The sequence below is a fragment of the Anaerobacillus sp. MEB173 genome (assembly GCF_052119505.1).
GTDB lineage: Bacteria > Bacillota > Bacilli > Bacillales > JBJMAU01 > JBJMAU01.
In genome coordinates, this window is the sequence record NZ_JBJMAU010000012.1 from 25142 (window position 1) to 41181 (window position 16040).

19 protein-coding genes are annotated in these 16040 nt (G+C 36.5%); 7 read left to right on the plus strand and 12 right to left on the minus strand.

The annotated features are described in order from the left end of the window. Positions 1-110 precede the first annotated feature (110 nt). A complete protein-coding gene (locus ACJ2A9_RS18080) occupies positions 111-716 on the plus strand; it encodes a YitT family protein (protein WP_441423085.1) in 606 nt (201 codons plus the stop codon). 81 nt (positions 717-797) lie between these two features. Here the strand turns inward: ACJ2A9_RS18080 and ACJ2A9_RS18085 are convergent, their stop codons facing one another. The 8 genes from ACJ2A9_RS18085 to ACJ2A9_RS18120 all read right to left on the minus strand — a co-directional run bounded on the left by ACJ2A9_RS18085 (position 798) and on the right by ACJ2A9_RS18120 (position 7127). Further along, positions 798-1178: a hypothetical protein gene (locus tag ACJ2A9_RS18085; RefSeq protein ID WP_441423086.1), complete on the minus strand. Its 381-nt coding sequence runs from the start codon at positions 1176-1178 to the stop codon at positions 798-800. A gap of 34 nt (positions 1179-1212) precedes the next feature. Continuing rightward, positions 1213-1380 (minus strand): metal-dependent hydrolase, encoded by a 168-nt coding sequence (locus ACJ2A9_RS18090; protein WP_441423087.1) that lies wholly within the window; start codon positions 1378-1380, stop codon positions 1213-1215. A 132-nt stretch (positions 1381-1512) separates the two neighbouring features. Beyond that, positions 1513-2748: a hypothetical protein gene (locus ACJ2A9_RS18095; protein WP_441423088.1), complete on the minus strand. Its 1236-nt coding sequence runs from the start codon at positions 2746-2748 to the stop codon at positions 1513-1515. A gap of 2 nt (positions 2749-2750) precedes the next feature. Next, positions 2751-3287: an RNA polymerase sigma factor SigX gene (sigX, locus tag ACJ2A9_RS18100; RefSeq protein WP_441423089.1), complete on the minus strand. Its 537-nt coding sequence runs from the start codon at positions 3285-3287 to the stop codon at positions 2751-2753. Positions 3288-3530: 243 nt separating this feature from the next. Further along, a complete protein-coding gene (locus ACJ2A9_RS18105; protein WP_441423135.1) occupies positions 3531-4175 on the minus strand; it encodes a response regulator in 645 nt (214 codons plus the stop codon). Continuing rightward, the gene (locus ACJ2A9_RS18110; protein WP_441423090.1) at positions 4175-5008 is read right to left on the minus strand and encodes a sensor histidine kinase; all 834 of its coding nucleotides are present in this window, start codon (positions 5006-5008) and stop codon (positions 4175-4177) included. The genes ACJ2A9_RS18105 and ACJ2A9_RS18110 overlap by 1 nt, the downstream gene beginning before the upstream one ends. 60 nt (positions 5009-5068) lie before the next feature. Beyond that, positions 5069-6445: an ATP-binding protein gene (locus tag ACJ2A9_RS18115; protein ID WP_441423091.1), complete on the minus strand. Its 1377-nt coding sequence runs from the start codon at positions 6443-6445 to the stop codon at positions 5069-5071. After that, positions 6423-7127: a response regulator transcription factor gene (locus ACJ2A9_RS18120; RefSeq protein ID WP_441423092.1), complete on the minus strand. Its 705-nt coding sequence runs from the start codon at positions 7125-7127 to the stop codon at positions 6423-6425. The genes ACJ2A9_RS18115 and ACJ2A9_RS18120 overlap by 23 nt, the downstream gene beginning before the upstream one ends. Before the next feature lie 184 nt (positions 7128-7311). Between ACJ2A9_RS18120 and ACJ2A9_RS18125 the strand changes: the two genes are divergently transcribed. Further along, positions 7312-7584, plus strand: a complete 273-nt coding sequence (locus ACJ2A9_RS18125; protein WP_441423093.1) for a CUE domain-containing protein — start codon at positions 7312-7314, stop codon at positions 7582-7584. A gap of 237 nt (positions 7585-7821) precedes the next feature. Continuing rightward, complete coding sequence (locus ACJ2A9_RS18130; RefSeq protein ID WP_441423094.1) at positions 7822-8262, plus strand: hypothetical protein; 441 nt, start codon at positions 7822-7824, stop codon at positions 8260-8262. A gap of 61 nt (positions 8263-8323) precedes the next feature. Here the strand turns inward: ACJ2A9_RS18130 and ACJ2A9_RS18135 are convergent, their stop codons facing one another. The 4 genes from ACJ2A9_RS18135 to ACJ2A9_RS18150 all read right to left on the minus strand — a co-directional run bounded on the left by ACJ2A9_RS18135 (position 8324) and on the right by ACJ2A9_RS18150 (position 11208). Continuing rightward, complete coding sequence (locus ACJ2A9_RS18135) at positions 8324-9034, minus strand: cytochrome c biogenesis CcdA family protein (RefSeq protein WP_441423095.1); 711 nt, start codon at positions 9032-9034, stop codon at positions 8324-8326. Between the two features lie 23 nt (positions 9035-9057). After that, positions 9058-9786 (minus strand): urease accessory protein UreH domain-containing protein, encoded by a 729-nt coding sequence (locus ACJ2A9_RS18140; protein ID WP_441423096.1) that lies wholly within the window; start codon positions 9784-9786, stop codon positions 9058-9060. Between the two features lie 93 nt (positions 9787-9879). Beyond that, positions 9880-10746 carry a prolipoprotein diacylglyceryl transferase gene (gene lgt / locus ACJ2A9_RS18145; RefSeq protein WP_441423097.1) on the minus strand — a complete coding sequence of 289 codons (867 nt, stop codon included), beginning with the start codon at positions 10744-10746 and terminating at the stop codon, positions 9880-9882. Between the two features lie 318 nt (positions 10747-11064). After that, positions 11065-11208 carry a BH0509 family protein gene (locus tag ACJ2A9_RS18150; protein WP_441423098.1) on the minus strand — a complete coding sequence of 48 codons (144 nt, stop codon included), beginning with the start codon at positions 11206-11208 and terminating at the stop codon, positions 11065-11067. A 197-nt stretch (positions 11209-11405) separates the two neighbouring features. Here ACJ2A9_RS18150 and ACJ2A9_RS18155 point away from each other — a divergent pair, with 197 nt between their 5' ends. The 4 genes from ACJ2A9_RS18155 to ACJ2A9_RS18170 all read left to right on the plus strand — a co-directional run bounded on the left by ACJ2A9_RS18155 (position 11406) and on the right by ACJ2A9_RS18170 (position 15819). Continuing rightward, the gene (locus ACJ2A9_RS18155) at positions 11406-12062 is read left to right on the plus strand and encodes a GerMN domain-containing protein (RefSeq protein ID WP_441423099.1); all 657 of its coding nucleotides are present in this window, start codon (positions 11406-11408) and stop codon (positions 12060-12062) included. Between the two features lie 137 nt (positions 12063-12199). Continuing rightward, the gene (locus ACJ2A9_RS18160) at positions 12200-12751 is read left to right on the plus strand and encodes a flavin reductase family protein (RefSeq protein ID WP_441423100.1); all 552 of its coding nucleotides are present in this window, start codon (positions 12200-12202) and stop codon (positions 12749-12751) included. 124 nt (positions 12752-12875) lie between these two features. Next, on the plus strand, positions 12876-13469 hold the full coding sequence (locus tag ACJ2A9_RS18165; protein ID WP_441423101.1) for a DedA family protein: 594 nt from the start codon (positions 12876-12878) through the stop codon (positions 13467-13469). 415 nt (positions 13470-13884) lie between these two features. Next, positions 13885-15819: a heavy metal translocating P-type ATPase gene (locus tag ACJ2A9_RS18170; RefSeq protein ID WP_441423102.1), complete on the plus strand. Its 1935-nt coding sequence runs from the start codon at positions 13885-13887 to the stop codon at positions 15817-15819. Positions 15820-16040 lie beyond the last annotated feature (221 nt).

A 16040-nucleotide genomic window follows, 5' to 3' on the forward strand; every position in this document is an offset into this window, starting at 1 on the left:
TTTTACTATGTATCCACTCCACACGTTTCCAAATAAAGGGTTGGACATATTCCCGTCAGTCACTCGCATATACTCTTTATGTGTCTAATTAAACGGAGGTTATCATTGGAATGCTTAAGAAGAGTTCTGCATTATTCATTGGATGCTTCATCATAAGCTTTAGCATTAATAATTTCTTTCTTCCTCATAACATAATTGATGGTGGAATTATCGGGCTTGCTCTAATCCTTTATTACCAGTGGGAAATAAGTATTGGCGTAACAATCATCGTGCTAAGCATTCCAATTTATACATATGCCTGGTTTTATTACAGAGAATTCTTTTATAACAGTATCGCTGGACTCATTTTATCGGCTTTGTTCATCGAGTTGTTTGCATTCTTGACTTTCTCTTTCCTCGCAAATCAAGCATTAAGCAGTGCAATAATAGGCGGCTTATTGATGGGAATCGGTGTTGGAATACTGTTTCGGGAAGATATTAGTACAGGAGGGTTTGATTTATTTGCTCAAATGTTTGCCGAAGCAACGAAAATAAATGTAGGGATTATGATCCTCATTGTAGATTTACTCGCTGTAGCACCAGGGATGTTTGTCATTAGTAAAGATGAGCTTATCTTATCTACAATTGCGATTACCGCCACTGGATTGGCTACTACTGTAGTAACGATCGATATGAATAACATGGAACGACAAATTAGTTGTGAAAATAGATCGTAAAAAACAAAACGGGAAATGTTTGCTCTTATTTCGACAAAACATTTCCCGGGAAAATTACAAATACTTTCAACTTTCAACTTCTCAATTTACTTCCGCTTTCTCGATATATTCAAACAAAAACGATTGTCCATTACGGTAAAACCTCGGGTCATAAATTCCTAACCTTTCTTCATCATCAACAATGACAATAAATGGTGACCACTCATAAAGTGTTGCCGCTTCAGGAACCTCTTCGAATAGTTGTTCAATATTTGCATCCTCTTGGGAATAAAGAGTATATTGTAACTCTTTATTCCCCCAAGGCGTCACATTAACAATTTCCACTTTCTCAGCATTCTTACCGATAACCGAAAAGTGACTTGGCAAAAAGCTCGCCGAAAGTGCATACTGTTCGTATTGATCACTGTATTGTTGGTAAATGATGTAACCTTGTGCAGATTGAATACATACATGAATTAACATAATAAACCAGACCCAGCGGTAAACACAGGGTTTACTATATTTCCCATAGCGGGCAATAAGGAGAAACAACATCAATATCAGGTAATTGGCTACCAACAACCGTTGTTAATAGCAGTGCTCTCTTCATATTGGTGGACATGTCTTTTTTATCTACAGCACCATAGAGAGTAAGCCCAAACAATGTATGTGTTACCGAATCCATCTCTTTCACCTCAATAATATTCAACCATTCATTCATAAAAAAAACAAATTAGTTGCAATAGAATGGTGTGAAAATTAACAAGGATAACAAAAAGCAAGGGAGTACTTGTCTCACCTTGCTCTGTTTTTTCATTTACTTTTGTACGCCAGCTAAATTTACAGCCTCTGGAACATCAATCACCGTATTTAAATTATAGCTCCCAACTATCCCCTCAACACCAACAAAGCGAACTTTAGTAAAACCAAATTCTTTTGCTGTAAACAATATCGCTTCAATCATCGCGATCGTCTTATCATTGTTTTCAAATGAGGTTCCGCTTTCAAATGTAATCTTTACAAGGTCATTTTCACTTTCAATTTTGGTGATAGAAAGTTCAAGTGGAATGGAAGCCTCATAGCCGATCACATTATTCCCGAGCTTCATTTGCTCGATTGTTTCCTGAAAAGTTAATTGATCTTCTGCTGTATTCTCTAACTGGGACTCAAGCGTACTACCACGAATTAATAGCTGATGATCCGTTTCACTCGTATATAAATAATACGCTTTATTGTTCTCTTCCAGTGAAAAACCTTCTCTTTCGCCATATGGGCCTAAGTTCATGCCCGGCTTTCCATCAGTCATAAATTCGACGTACTTGTAACCAAGTGCTGCAAATGTTTCTTGGACAGATTGAATGAACATTAAGCTTTCGGTTGACGAAGTTATCGTAAAGTTATCTGAAGGTGCATGGATAATCACCTTCTTGCCATCTTCGTGATAATCCGCTTCCTGAAACGTAAATTCTGATAATGGTGGTGAATCAAGCCCCCACTTCTCATAGGACATTGTATTTAAAAGTGTTTGCAAATGATCTAATTTAGACCTTTCATCTTCCGGAATAAGGATCGTTAATGGCACAACGAATTGTGCATCGTCATTTGGAACACTGATCGTTACCCAATCAGTCCCCTCTGGCTTTTGATTCAATGCTCCTAAATAACCTTCCTCACGAACCTCAACCGGGTCACTTTCTTCTGTCACCATCATATTGGTGTCTGCCTTCTCTTCGATTTCAGCATGTTCATCTTCAAAAATACTATTTTCAGTTTCAGAAGTCACTTGATCTCCACTTTCTTGAGACATCTCCAACATATTATCTTCCGCAAGAAGTTGAGGAAATACTAATATCGAAACAATGATGACAACAGCAGCAGTTGCAAAACTTGGCATAAGCCACTTTTTCCCGCTCCGTTTCTTTGGCTCTCCCGTTTGCAGACGTGCTTGAATTTTTGTATAAAGTTCTTCTTTCGTTCGTTTATCTTTTATCTTTGGCATGTTAGAAAGGAGCTTTTCAATTGATTCTTCATCATGTTCTGGTCTTTTCCCCATCTTCATACCTCCTTTATTTGGGGGCTGAACTCTTTCTCAAGATAGCCTTTCAAAGATTTTAGAGCTCGATGCTGTGTTGTTTTAACTTTGCTTTCTGTCCAGCCTAACACAGCTGCTGTTTCGGTAATCGATAAAGATTGGATGTAGCGCAGTATGATTACCTGCTGTTGATCAAGAGTACAGTTACGAAGCTGTCTATATAATTGCTGAACCTCTTCTCGCTGTGTCACAACTTCCTCCGGAAGAGGGGCTTGATCACGTATATCATGGTCTTTTTCCGAGAGTTCAAATAAACCAAACCATTTTCTTTTTTGGCGGTTTTGCTTTCTAATGTAATCAATCCCTACATGTCTGGCAATCGAATAAAGCCATGTTTTTTCACTGCTTTTCCCCTCAAAACGATTGTATGAATGCATTACTTTTATATAAACATCATGCACAAGCTCTTCAGCCTCTTCACGATTTCTCACCATATAAAATAAAAATTGAAATAATGCTTGGTGATACTGCTCATATAAACGGTCAAATTCTTCTTCCACCGTTCTCCCTCCTACATATTAGTCGCTTCATCCCTCTAAAATGTTACACATATCTTCCCTGTTTTTTTATAGTATCTATACTTTTAACTTACCATAAAAATCCGATGAACAAATTTAGGATATAAAATAAACTTTGACAATATTTAGCATTTATAATAATTTTTAGTACAGAATCAATAGTAATCCACGCTTAAATAAAAAACTACCTACTATAGTTTTGATTTCACTATAATAGGTAGTTTTTTATTTTTCGACCCATCCTTGTTCATAAGCATATCTTGCTAACTGTACTCTATTTTCAAGATGCAGCTTTTGGAGTATGTTCTTCAAATGATTTTTTACCGTATACTCAGAAATATTTAATATTGAAGAAATGTGTTTATTTGTATGTCCTTTGGCAACTAAATCCAGTACCTCCTGCTCCCTCTTTGACAAAGGATTTTCCGTTTTGTCAGCTTGCTTTTTCGGAGATAGCTCTTGCAGTATCCGAACTGCTAAGTCCTCTGACATTGGAATTTCGTCAAGAGCCACTGCCTGTAAATATTCATACCAGGCGGATGGCTGAATATTTTTTAGAAGATATCCTTGTGCTCCCTTTTTTAAGGCTTCAAACAAATTCGTAATTTCATCAGAAACGGTAATGATGACAATTTTGACATATGGAAATGCCTCTTTAATGACTTTTGTCGCTTCAAGTCCACCAATCCCAGGCATATTAATATCCATGAGAATAAGGTCTGGCATTAATTGATCGGTCATTTCTATCGCTTCCTCGCCACTCTTTGCTTCACCGACAATTTCAAAGTTCTCATAAGAACTTAAAATTTCACGAATTGCCTCTCTGGCATGGGCGTGGTCATCAACAACTAATATTCGAAAAGGTTGTATCACGACAATTCCCCCTTTCTAATATGAACGATTGTCTTATTTTCATTTCTTTTAAATGTTACCGTCCAGCCCATTTCTTTGGCTCGGTCCTTGATCATTCCTAGTCCATAACCACCTTTTGCACTTACTTCTGATTCTTCAAATCCAACTCCATCATCTTCAATATTACAATACCAACCGTATGGCTGTTCTTGAGCGCAAATGGTTACCTCATTACATTTCGCATGTTTTCTTATATTCATCAGGGCTTCTCTCATACACGCATACAATTCAACCTTCTCTTTACTTGAGAGCTTACTTTCTGATAACCGCCAGTAAAAATGAACAGCTACGCCTGTATCAGTCTCGAAATTGGCGACAAGCTGTGCTAGCGATTCAGTCCAAGGTAATTGAGCTGTAGATGAAGGATGTCTCAAATTAAAAATGGATTGTCTGACATCTTCGTGAATGTGGTGGATTGTTTTTTTTACTTTTTGATATTCTTGGGAGTCATTCAAGTCTGCTTGCTTCGTCTCTAATTGGTTCATTTTTACCGACAATAGAAAAAACGATTGAGCAATACCATCATGAAGCTCCCGGGAAAGCTTTTCTCTCTCTTCAAAAATTAACTTAGAAGATTTCTCTTTCTCCAGCTCAGCTTGTATATGTTCTAAATGATTAAATAGTTTTACTGCAAATACCATTGTTACACCAAAAACGATGACTGGCGTTAACCAGTTACCAACTTCCATTGAAATATAATCTAACAAAAATTCATGGCGAATATATTCCCACAGCCCTACTGTTATAGTCGGGAGAAGTAATATTAACCATTTTATCTGCTTGTATGACATTGTATAAGCCCTTTCAAACATTAATCTTAATCAAACGTTTAATTAACGTTTACTTATCTATTATTTCGGGAACAGAAGTGTAACCTTTGTTCCTTCACCTTGCTTACTTTCCACTGAAATTTTACCGCGATGCGCCTCTACCAGCGCTTTTACAATTGATAAACCAATGCCTACTCCTCCGGTCTTACGATTCCTTGATTTTTCTCCACGATAAAAGCGTTCAAAAATATGCGGCAAATCATTGTTAGATATCCCTTGCCCTGTATCTTCAATGACCAGCTTAATCATACTTTTCTCATTGAAGACATTTAGCGTCACTTGACCACCATCATAGCTATACTTTAACGCATTATTCAATAAATTAATCATAATCTGCATGATTCGGTCACGATCACCATGAAGGGAAATATCCTCTTTTGGGGCATTTATTACAAGCTTAATGCCCTTCTCTTTAAACAATGGATAAAACGAATTTCTGCTCGCCTGAAGTAAGTCATTGACTGATAAATCCTCCTTCTTTAATTGAATTTGAGGATTCTCAGCGGCTAATAATTTATCAAGATCATCAACCAAACGTACTAATCTCATAAGCTCTTGATGACTTTGCTTCAATCTTTCAGGGGTTGGTTCCCACACTCCGTCTTGAAATGCCTCCAATTGGCTTCGAAGTGTCGCTAATGGTGTTCTTAATTCATGGGCTAAATCATTGGTAAATTGCTTTCTTAACTTTTCTTGCTTACTTAAAGATTCAGCTAGTTCATTAAATGCCGTAGCCAGTTGGTTAATCTCTTCAACTTGATCTTTCCTAGGGATTCGAACATTTAAATTGTGCTGCTGCAGCTCTCTAGCACCATCAGCAACTCTCCGTAGACCGCTCGTTAGTTTCTTTGAAATGAAGAAGCTTGCCCCTACAGCCATAAGTAGAATTACGATTGCAGTTAATATAGAGAAATAATTAAACTGTTGTAAAAACTGCGAGTCGATATTCATATATTCTCGTGGATAATAAGCAACAACCGAGCCAATTACCTCCTCTTCAACAAACAAGGAAAAAGAGACAGATTCACACTCATCAAGATTCATTTGATGCAAAGGGGAAGATTGATGCATCATCCCCCCACCGCGGCCACGCAACAAAGTAGTCGAATCAATAATCAATTCATCTTTGGCATCATAGATTTCAAAAAACAATTGATCAACCATTGCATGATGGTATAAAACCATTGCAATAGATTCTCCTGTAAACTGTTTTTCTTCTTTGTACACACCTTCCAGACGATCTAAAACACCTTCGATTTGTTCAATTCTTTTTTGATCAATGTAGTCACGAAAGCTTCCTGTAAAGCTTACATGAATAGCTAGACTTACTAACACTATTCCAGTAAGTGATACGAAAAGAAAAGACACCAGTAATCTAGATTGAAGAGTCCGAAACATCTCGTTTCCCTCCGAACTTGTAACCGATCCCAAAAACAGTCAAGATATATTCAGGTTCTTTTGAATTCACTTCAATTTTTTTTCGTAAGTTTTTAATATGGACATCAATACTGCGTTCATATCCTTCATAACTTTCGTTTTGAACCTTTTCTAGCAAATCTAATCGTGAATAGACTCTACTTGGATATTTCGCCATTCCAACTAGCAACTTATATTCTATTGGTGTAAGTGAAACAATTTGATCTCTTACTTTGACTTCATGACTAACGTGATTGATGTTGAGTTGACCATTATTAAATGAGTAAAGGTCCCCTTGGACTTCCTTTCGTGTCCTACGTAATATCGCCTCTATCCTAACCATCACTTCCCTCGGACTAAATGGCTTTACCACATAATCGTCCGCTCCAATAACAATCCCATGTATCCTTTCTTCTTCCGCAGTCTTTGCTGTTAACATCATAATCGGGACATTTGAATACTCTCGAATCCGTTTGCAAACCTCTTCTCCTGATAAATCCGGCAGCATTAAGTCGAGCACGATAAAATCAGGTTTTTCTTCTTTACATAGATAAAGTGCGTCATAGCCATTAGCAGCTGAAATGACAGCATATCCCGCTTTTTCCAAGTACGCTTGTAACACTTCAATAATCATCGGTTCATCGTCTACGATTAAAACTTTCAAACGTCTTCACTCCCATCCGGGACAAATTATTGTAAAAAATATGATTCTGTCGAAATTATAGCATAGGAGATGAGCTTATTAGGCTGTTTTTTATAATCTTCATAACAACGCTATAACTTCTTCATAAGTTATTCATAAGTTCTAGCTACAATAAAAGTAGAAAATAAGAAAGGAGCTGATCACAATGAGCAAAATGAAAAAAAGAATCATTGCCGTACTTGCCACTTTTCTAGTATTAGGAGCGGGGACTACAGCTATTGCATCTACTGATGTATTTGAGGATTTCACATTTGAAAACATGCTTCCTTTTATGAAGCAAATGCATCCAAATATGGATGAGGAACAGCTTCAAGGAATGTATGAAACTTGTCACGGAGAAAATGGCATGATGAATCGCATGCCAGTAGAACAACGCCAACAAATGATGAACCGATATCAAGGTAACATCCAAGAATAGAAAAATTCATTCGTTCATACAGGATAACTAGGTTCCCCCCGCCTAATTTGTCGCTCAGTAGAAAGCAGGTTCCACAACAATGGACCCTGCTTTTTTATTTTTGTATACAATATTTGTGACAAAATTGCATATTCCTATTCCATCTTCATAAAATTGCCTCTATTCTAATTAAATAATCATTTTTATCTTTTATATAATTAAATTAAGAAACAGACAAGTAAAGAGGTGACAAAAAAGATGACATACTATGCAAGAAACCCAATATTGATGCCGGTTATTCTTTTACTAATCATTAGTACTACCGGATGGTATTCACCCTTTTCATCTTGGTTATTTAATTTTGTTGGCTTCATATTCACTCTAGTTCTTGCACTATCCATTTTCATAAATTATGAACTTCAAATTAATGATCACGAATTAGTTTATACTATCTACCTATATAGTCACAGAATCTATCAGAAAAAGATAACACCTAAAGAAATAGACATTTTAAAGCTAAGAAAATTTGGTTGGACATCTAAAGGGGCAACAATTAGATTACAGCAAGGGAAGAACATTCGACTAAGTAATTTCATGCCTACTACGTTTGATGATGAACTATTACATTTTGCAAATAAACATTCTATCGAGACTTGGAAAAACAAAGACTATGAGTTAGTCAAACAATTTGAAAAGTAAAACGAAAAGGACCGATACACGTTAACATTGTATCAGTCCTTTTTTTACTTCATTCATAATCTTAGAAGCCAGTAAACCCTCGAAACACATTGTTTACGAGAAATGATGTAATTTTGGTCATCCAGTCAAAAAATAAGAATACCCCCATAACGACCATCATTGATCCACCGACTCTAACAATTTTTGTATTGTGTTTCTTGATCCAATTCAGTTTACCCATAAAGAAAATCATGACAAAGAAGGGAACTGAAAAACCAACACTATAGGCAATCATATAAAAAAGCCCCGATTGAGGGTTACTCACACCTAAAGCAATCACTGCTGCTAGAATAGGACCGATACATGGAGTCCAGCCAGCTGCAAATCCCATCCCAATAAGGCTTGTTCCAATATAGCCAGTTGGTCTGTTTTTAAAATGAACGGTTTTATTCTTCATCATAAAATTCGGTTGGTAAATACCTAAAATAACGATTCCAAAGAAAACAATTAGGATTGCACCAATTTGCCGGATCAAATCATTGTATTTCATAAAGAGGGTTCCAACTAACGTAGCTGACATCCCCAAGGCAATAAAAATGGCCGAAAATCCTAATAAAAAGAAAACTGTATGAAAAATAGCGGACGGTGGAAGGCCTTTTTCCTGGTCTTTTAATTTATCCACTGATACACCCGTTATATACGACACAAATGCCGGATATAACGGGAGGTTACAAGGTGACAAAAAAGAGAGGATCCCTGCCCCAAATGCTAATAATAGGTTAATATCTGCCATAGTTGTTTGTTCCCTTCTTACATTTAAAATGTCCAATATGTAATCGTATCTAATATTCCGATAAGGATCATAAATACCCCTATTGTACGCTGAACCCAAAAGCCAACTTTCCTCCCTTTTTTCATTAAAGCAGCATTGAAGCCGTAATACCAAATAAGGAAGATTACAATCAGAAACGGCAATGCCGTACCAATTGCAAACATACTTGGCATAATTGCTCCATATTGGCTAGACAGTGCTAACGGCATTAATGAAATAAAAAAGAGCGAAAACATCGTTGGACAAAAGCCTAAAGAAAAACTGCTACCAAGCAAAAAGGCTCCAAACTTACCTTCTGCTTTTTTAGGCGATTTCACAAACGAGAGTGTCCAATTCATCTTAATTACCCCAACTAAATAAAGGCCCATAATAATTAAAACGGGACCTAAGACTTTCCTCACCCAAGGGAAATATAGTGTAAACTCCCGCTGAATTTCGCTCCCTAACAGGAAGACGATCAATCCAAATCCGGAAAAAACAACAATTTTCCCTAATAAATAAAAAAGAGTTTCTGCCCATATGATCCCTTTTTGAACGGATCGATTACCGTAATACATCATGGCTGCTAAATTTCCTGTGAATTGGCAAGGAGCTAATGATCCTAGTATCCCTAATATAAAAGCCGATAATAACGGAATGCTTTGTGTACCATAGGTGAGTTTAAGTAAGGGTTCATAGAATACTTGACTAATCATATTAAATATTTCATACAAGAGTACCACCCCTATTCCTTACTTAAACTATTCCTGTAAATTGTTTTAAAAGTAACTTTTAACTATTAACTTTTAACTTTCAACTTTTAAAAATTACTTTCTCTTTGTTTTACTCGTTTTCTTTTTCGATTTCTTTCCACCCTTTACGGCCCCTTCACCATCTAAATAACGTGTATGAGGAAACACCTTTTTCTGCAAATAAACCATTAAAACTACAGCAATAATAATTGAAACAATGGAAACAAATTGCGCTGTACGTAATAGATCGCCAATCATTAGGCTATCTGTTCTCATTCCTTCAATAAAGAAACGACCAACGGAATACCAAATGACATAACTTAAAAAGAGGTATCCCCTACGTAAATTTAATTTTCTAGCAAACAATAAGAGCACAAAACCAATGATATTCCAAATCGATTCATAGAGAAACGTCGGATGATAATATGTACCTTCAATATACATTTGATTAATAATAAATTCAGGCAAACGCAACCCTTCCAGGAACTCTCTTGTAACAGGACCGCCATGCGCTTCCTGGTTCATGAAGTTCCCCCAACGACCAATTGCCTGACCTAGAATAATACTTGGAGCTGCAATATCAGCTATCCTCCAAAAAGAAACACCCTTCTTATTCGTATACACATAAGCAGTAATCAACGATCCAATTAATGCCCCGTGAATCGCTAATCCGCCTTCCCAAATCGCAAATATTTGTCCAGGGTATTGACTGTAATAGCCCCAATTAAAAATGACATAATATAGACGTGCCGATACAATGGCAATCGGCAATGCCCAAAGAATTAAATCTAAAAATAGTTCTCTTTCTAACCCATGTCGTTCAGTTTCACGTAAAGCGATCCATAACCCTAAAAGTGCACCAGTAATAATGATGACCCCGTACCAATAAACGGTTAATGGTCCTAATTCAATCGCTATTGGATTTAATGGCTGTGTTGACAATGATTTCACCTCTTCATAATAAAAATATATAAAGTTATTGTAAAAATGGAGTCGTCCTATCCTACCTAACTATAACAAAAACTACTCACGATGAGGAATTTTAAATTACTTTTACACTATCTTTTATACTTTAACCTTCATTTTCTTCCCACGATTTAAGGTTGTTATACTATCTATAGAGTATGATTAGTATTTTACATGATATTTGTGTGGAAATTATGAAGATATGAATATCAAATACCCCACTAGCTAAGCTAGTGGGGTATTGCCTGTTTATCGAGTATCGAGTAAAGGGACGATCTGTAAGATGTGCCTTCTCTACTCTTCGTTTTCTAATCTTGAGTACGTTGCATTATAGATATGTTCAATCTCATCATCCGTCATGTACATTAATTGCTGTTGCTCAATCCCTCTTGTTCTTTCAATGAAATGAACCATATTCTTACGCTCTTGTCGACTCATTATACATCTCCCCTTTACTTTTATTAATTTCCTTTAATGTCTGTATCAGTACAACTATTAACTTGTTAAATGTATTATATAACAGTGTTTTTTTTATGGCAAGTGTTTTTTTAGAAAAAATTTCAATTAATTTTATGTTATGATGGAACCAAACATGTACATAAAGATTATTAAAGTAAAAGGAGAGGATTTTTGCTATGCTTCCATACACAAAAAAGATATTAATTAGTTTCTCATTTGTTCTCATTCTCGCTGCATGTGGACAAGGAGTCGATCAGGTAGATGAAAGTCCACAAGATGAATCCGATATCACAGAAGAAACATCTGGTGAAGATACTGTTCACGGTGGTACCGAAGAGCTTGAAGAGAATGAACAAAGTGAAGAAGTGGCAGAAGAAACAGAAACAGAAACAGAAGCAGAAGCGGACGAACCAGCTGCAACAACTATTACCCTTTATTTTTCAGATAGTGACCTTATGAAAATCTACCGTGTAGAAAGAGAGATTACAGTTGTAAATGAAGATGAGCTTATGATGGAGACATTACAAACGTGGGTGAATGGACCTGAGGAAGATGGTTTAACTAACCTGCTGCCAGAAGGAGTGGTCGTGCAAACTGTTGAGGATGTTAATGGAGTAGCTCACGTATCTTTTTCAGATGATCTCTTACATGCAAATTTAGGCTCAAGTGGAGAAATGTTTTTACTTGAACAATTAGCAATGATTATGGAACAGTTTGGCTATGGGGAAACGCTTCTACTCATTGATGGTGAGGTTGTTCCTGAATTCCTTGGTCATATGGATACAAGTCAACCTATTCAAGCTGGAGATCCTGAGCAATATGAAACAAAATAGAACAATACTAACGCTCAAAGGTAGATATACCTAAGGGCGTTTTTCTTTTGTGATATTCGTCAAAACTAATTTAAGAACGGTATGTTACAATCGCTCTATATACATATTTAACATTTTAAAGGTAAGGTGAAATCACTATGTTGAAGAGTACAAATGAGACTGTTTTACATTGCTATCCTGGGCTCGTTGCCCTCGTCACTGCAAAGTGGAATGATGAAAAGAATATTATGGCAGCCGGCTGGCACTCCTATATGTCCTATGCTCCTCCCATCTATGGTGTTGCTGTTGGAAAAGAACGGCACACTCATCATTTAATTGCTAAGTCAAAACAGTTTGCGATTCAATTCGTCCCTGCAAAATTGGCCCATTATATTGAAACAGCAGGAGGATTCTCAGGTAGAGATGTAGACAAGTTTGAACGTTTAAATATCGCCTATCAACAAGGTGAAACGATTGACTGCCCAATCTTATCAGAGTCCTATGCCGTTTATGAGTGTCAGGTAAAGGATATCCTTCCATACGGTGATCACGATTGGATTGTTGGTGATATTACTAAATTTCATCATGATGAAGTGGCTTTTGATGGCATGCTCCCTAATTTAGAAAAAGTACAGCTGCCTATTTATTTAGGTCAATCACAGTATATTATTGCAAATCATGAAACAAAGCTTACACGTATTGAAAAATAAAAGCCTTTGAGGAGAGCTTCACTTATGAGACATCTCCGATTATTTTTACTGCCTATATTTACTCCCTAGAAGGTTGAAGTTATAATTAATTATCTTTAATCAGAACTGATTTGCGAGGGGAAACATGGAGTTATTTGAGGAGTTAATTATAACGTATGGTTATTTTGGTATCATTGTTGCATTAATGGGTGGTATTATCGGTTTACCGATCCCAGACGAAGTATTATTAACATTTGTCGGATATAAAGTGTATCAAGGGAAAATGTCTTTTCTCTTATCGTTAGGCTCCGCTTACTTTGGAGCTGTTATGGGCATAACCGTCAGCTATTTATTAGGACAAAAATTAGGACTCCCCTTTCTTCATAAATTCGGTCCAAAACTACATATAACTGAACAAAAAATATTTAAAACTCAAATGATGTTTCACAAATATGGTCCTTTTCTACTTTTTATTGGCTACTTTATCCCAGGTGTCCGACATATTACCGGTTATTTATCCGGGATTTCAAACTACGGTTTGATGAAGTTTGCACTGTTCGCATATAGCGGTGCTTTTGTTTGGGTTTTTACCTTTATTACAATGGGACAAGTACTCGGATATAACTGGATGAGAATTGAAGCGTATCTCGTAAAATTCAGTATTTATTTGGTTATTATCTTATTAATTATCGTTTTCATCTATTCTATCTATCGACTATTAATCCCAGTAAGGAAATAAAATAATAGAATGGGGATGTCTCATAAGTGACAGCTCTCCTCGAACGTTAACAATAAATAGAGGTTTATTTCGGATTAACTTCTATATTTTATAATCGAGGCGACTGTTACTTTACTTTTGAGACATCCCCTTTTAATTGTTATTGATTATCAATTACAATTAAAAATTCTCAATTGATTAACCTTCTCACTAACTGAGGATTTTTTATGAATGGGCTTGTTTATCTATTGAATTTCCACTTATTCTTCTATATGATTAATAATAAGCTTTGGAATTATTTATAATTATTATAAATAATAATTATTATCAACTAACTTCTTACAAAGTATTAATAGTAAATAATGATTCATTCCTTTCTTTACCCGTTTCATCCTATTCAACGTTTATTTAAGAAAAGAAAGGGAGGGGATTTCTGATGAATAGCGATATTCAACTAAACACGCAAACAAGCCATTGCATTCCCAATCAAAAGCAGGAAAATAAAAAGAATAAATTAACTACACACCTTGAATTAATCTTTGCATTGCTAAGTGGGACATTTATCTTAACTGCTTGGATTCTGCAAAAATCTGATTACTTATGGATCGCTGTTCCGTTATACATTAGTGCTTATATCATTGGAGGTTATTACAAGGCTAAAGAAGGACTTTCAGATCTTATCTATGAGCGGTCTTTAAATGTTGAATTATTAATGATCCTCGCAGCGATCGGATCAGCAATTATCGGCTATTGGATTGAAGGGGCTATTTTAATTTTTATTTTTGCACTTAGCGGAGCCCTTGAAACGTATACGATGAACAAAAGCCATCGTGAAATATCTGCCCTCATGGATTTACAGCCTGAAACAGCCACAATTGCAGTAAATGGCAATGAACGAACGGTTCATGTATCAGAATTATCGATTGGTGATCATGTCCTTATTAAGCCCGGTGAGAGAATTCCTGCTGACGGTGCAATTATTCAAGGACATACATTAATCGATGAAGCGGCCTTAAGCGGTGAGCCAATACCAGTAGAGAAAAAAATAAACGATGAGGTATTTGCCGGAACTGTGAACAAGAATGGTATGATCGTTATTTCTGTTACCAAAAAAAGCGCCGAAACGCTGTTCCAAAAAATAATCAACCTTGTCCAAACAGCAAAGGATGAGAAAACTCCATCACAGCAATTCATCGAAAAGTTTGAAGGCACGTATGTAAAGGTTGTTCTAATTACTGTTGGTGTAATGATGTTCCTCCCTCATTTTCTGCTTGGCTGGAGCTGGACAGAAACGTTTTACCGGGCAATGGTCCTTCTAGTTGTCGCTTCGCCGTGTGCATTAGTTGCTTCGATTATGCCCGCTACCCTTTCTGCTATTTCGAACGGAGCCCGTCAAGGTATTCTGTTTAAGGGAGGGATTCATCTAGAGAAGTTAGCTTCTTTAAAGGTAATTGCTTTAGATAAAACAGGCACATTAACAAAAGGCAAGCCGGAAGTTACCGATGTACTCCTTCGAAATGATGTAGACAAACAGTACTTTTTTCAAATCGTTTCTTCGATTGAGCGCTTATCAACCCACCCTTTAGCTGAAGCAATTGTAAAATATGGGAAGGAAAATGGCGTTACTTCCTTTGTAGAAATAGATCAAATGAAAGATATTACCGGCTATGGTGTGCAAGTAACGATTAACGATACTACCTGGAAAGTTGGGAAGCGCAGTTTTGCCGGGGATGATGCAGCCGCTGCTTTTTATGGTGAAGAATCTGGCAAACTATCTGAACAAGGAAAAACTTTAGTCTATGTGACTGACGAACAAGGTATTGCTGGTTTATTAGCACTTCAGGATACGGTACGAGAGGAAACCATTGCGGCCATTGCATCCTTCAAAAAACATGGGATTCGCACTGTGATGTTAACTGGTGACCATGAAGTGACAGCAAAAGCCATTAAGAACATTACAGATGTTGATGATTATGTAGCAAATTGTTTACCTGAACAGAAAGTAAAAGAGCTCAAAAAACTAATGGAACATCAGCAAACTACTGCTATGGTCGGTGATGGGATCAATGATGCACCAGCACTAGCAACTGCAAATGTAGGAATTGCTATGGGTGGTGGAACAGACGCCGCAATAGAGACATCTGATATTGTCCTCATGAAAAATGATTTATCTAAAATTGCCAAAGCAGTTGATTTATCGAAACGAATGAATCGGATTGTTAAACAAAATATTATTTTTTCGTTAGCGGTAATTACATTATTGATTATTTCTAACTTCATGGGGCAAATTTCGTTACCACTAGGCGTGATTGGTCATGAGGGAAGTACAATTCTCGTTATTCTAAATGGATTACGATTATTACGTGGATAAAAGTCAAAAAGGAAGGGATGGTTGATTACAAACCACTCCTTCCTTTTTTAATAGTCCCAACGGTTCCTTGAAAATATGAAAATCAAAACGATATGAACAACCGGTAAAAAGATAAACCACCAAAATCTCGGAGTTGCTGAGAAATACAAAACAACGGGTAATGATGTAACAATACTAATCACTAATAACAAACGAGAACGTTCTTTTACTCCATATACAAA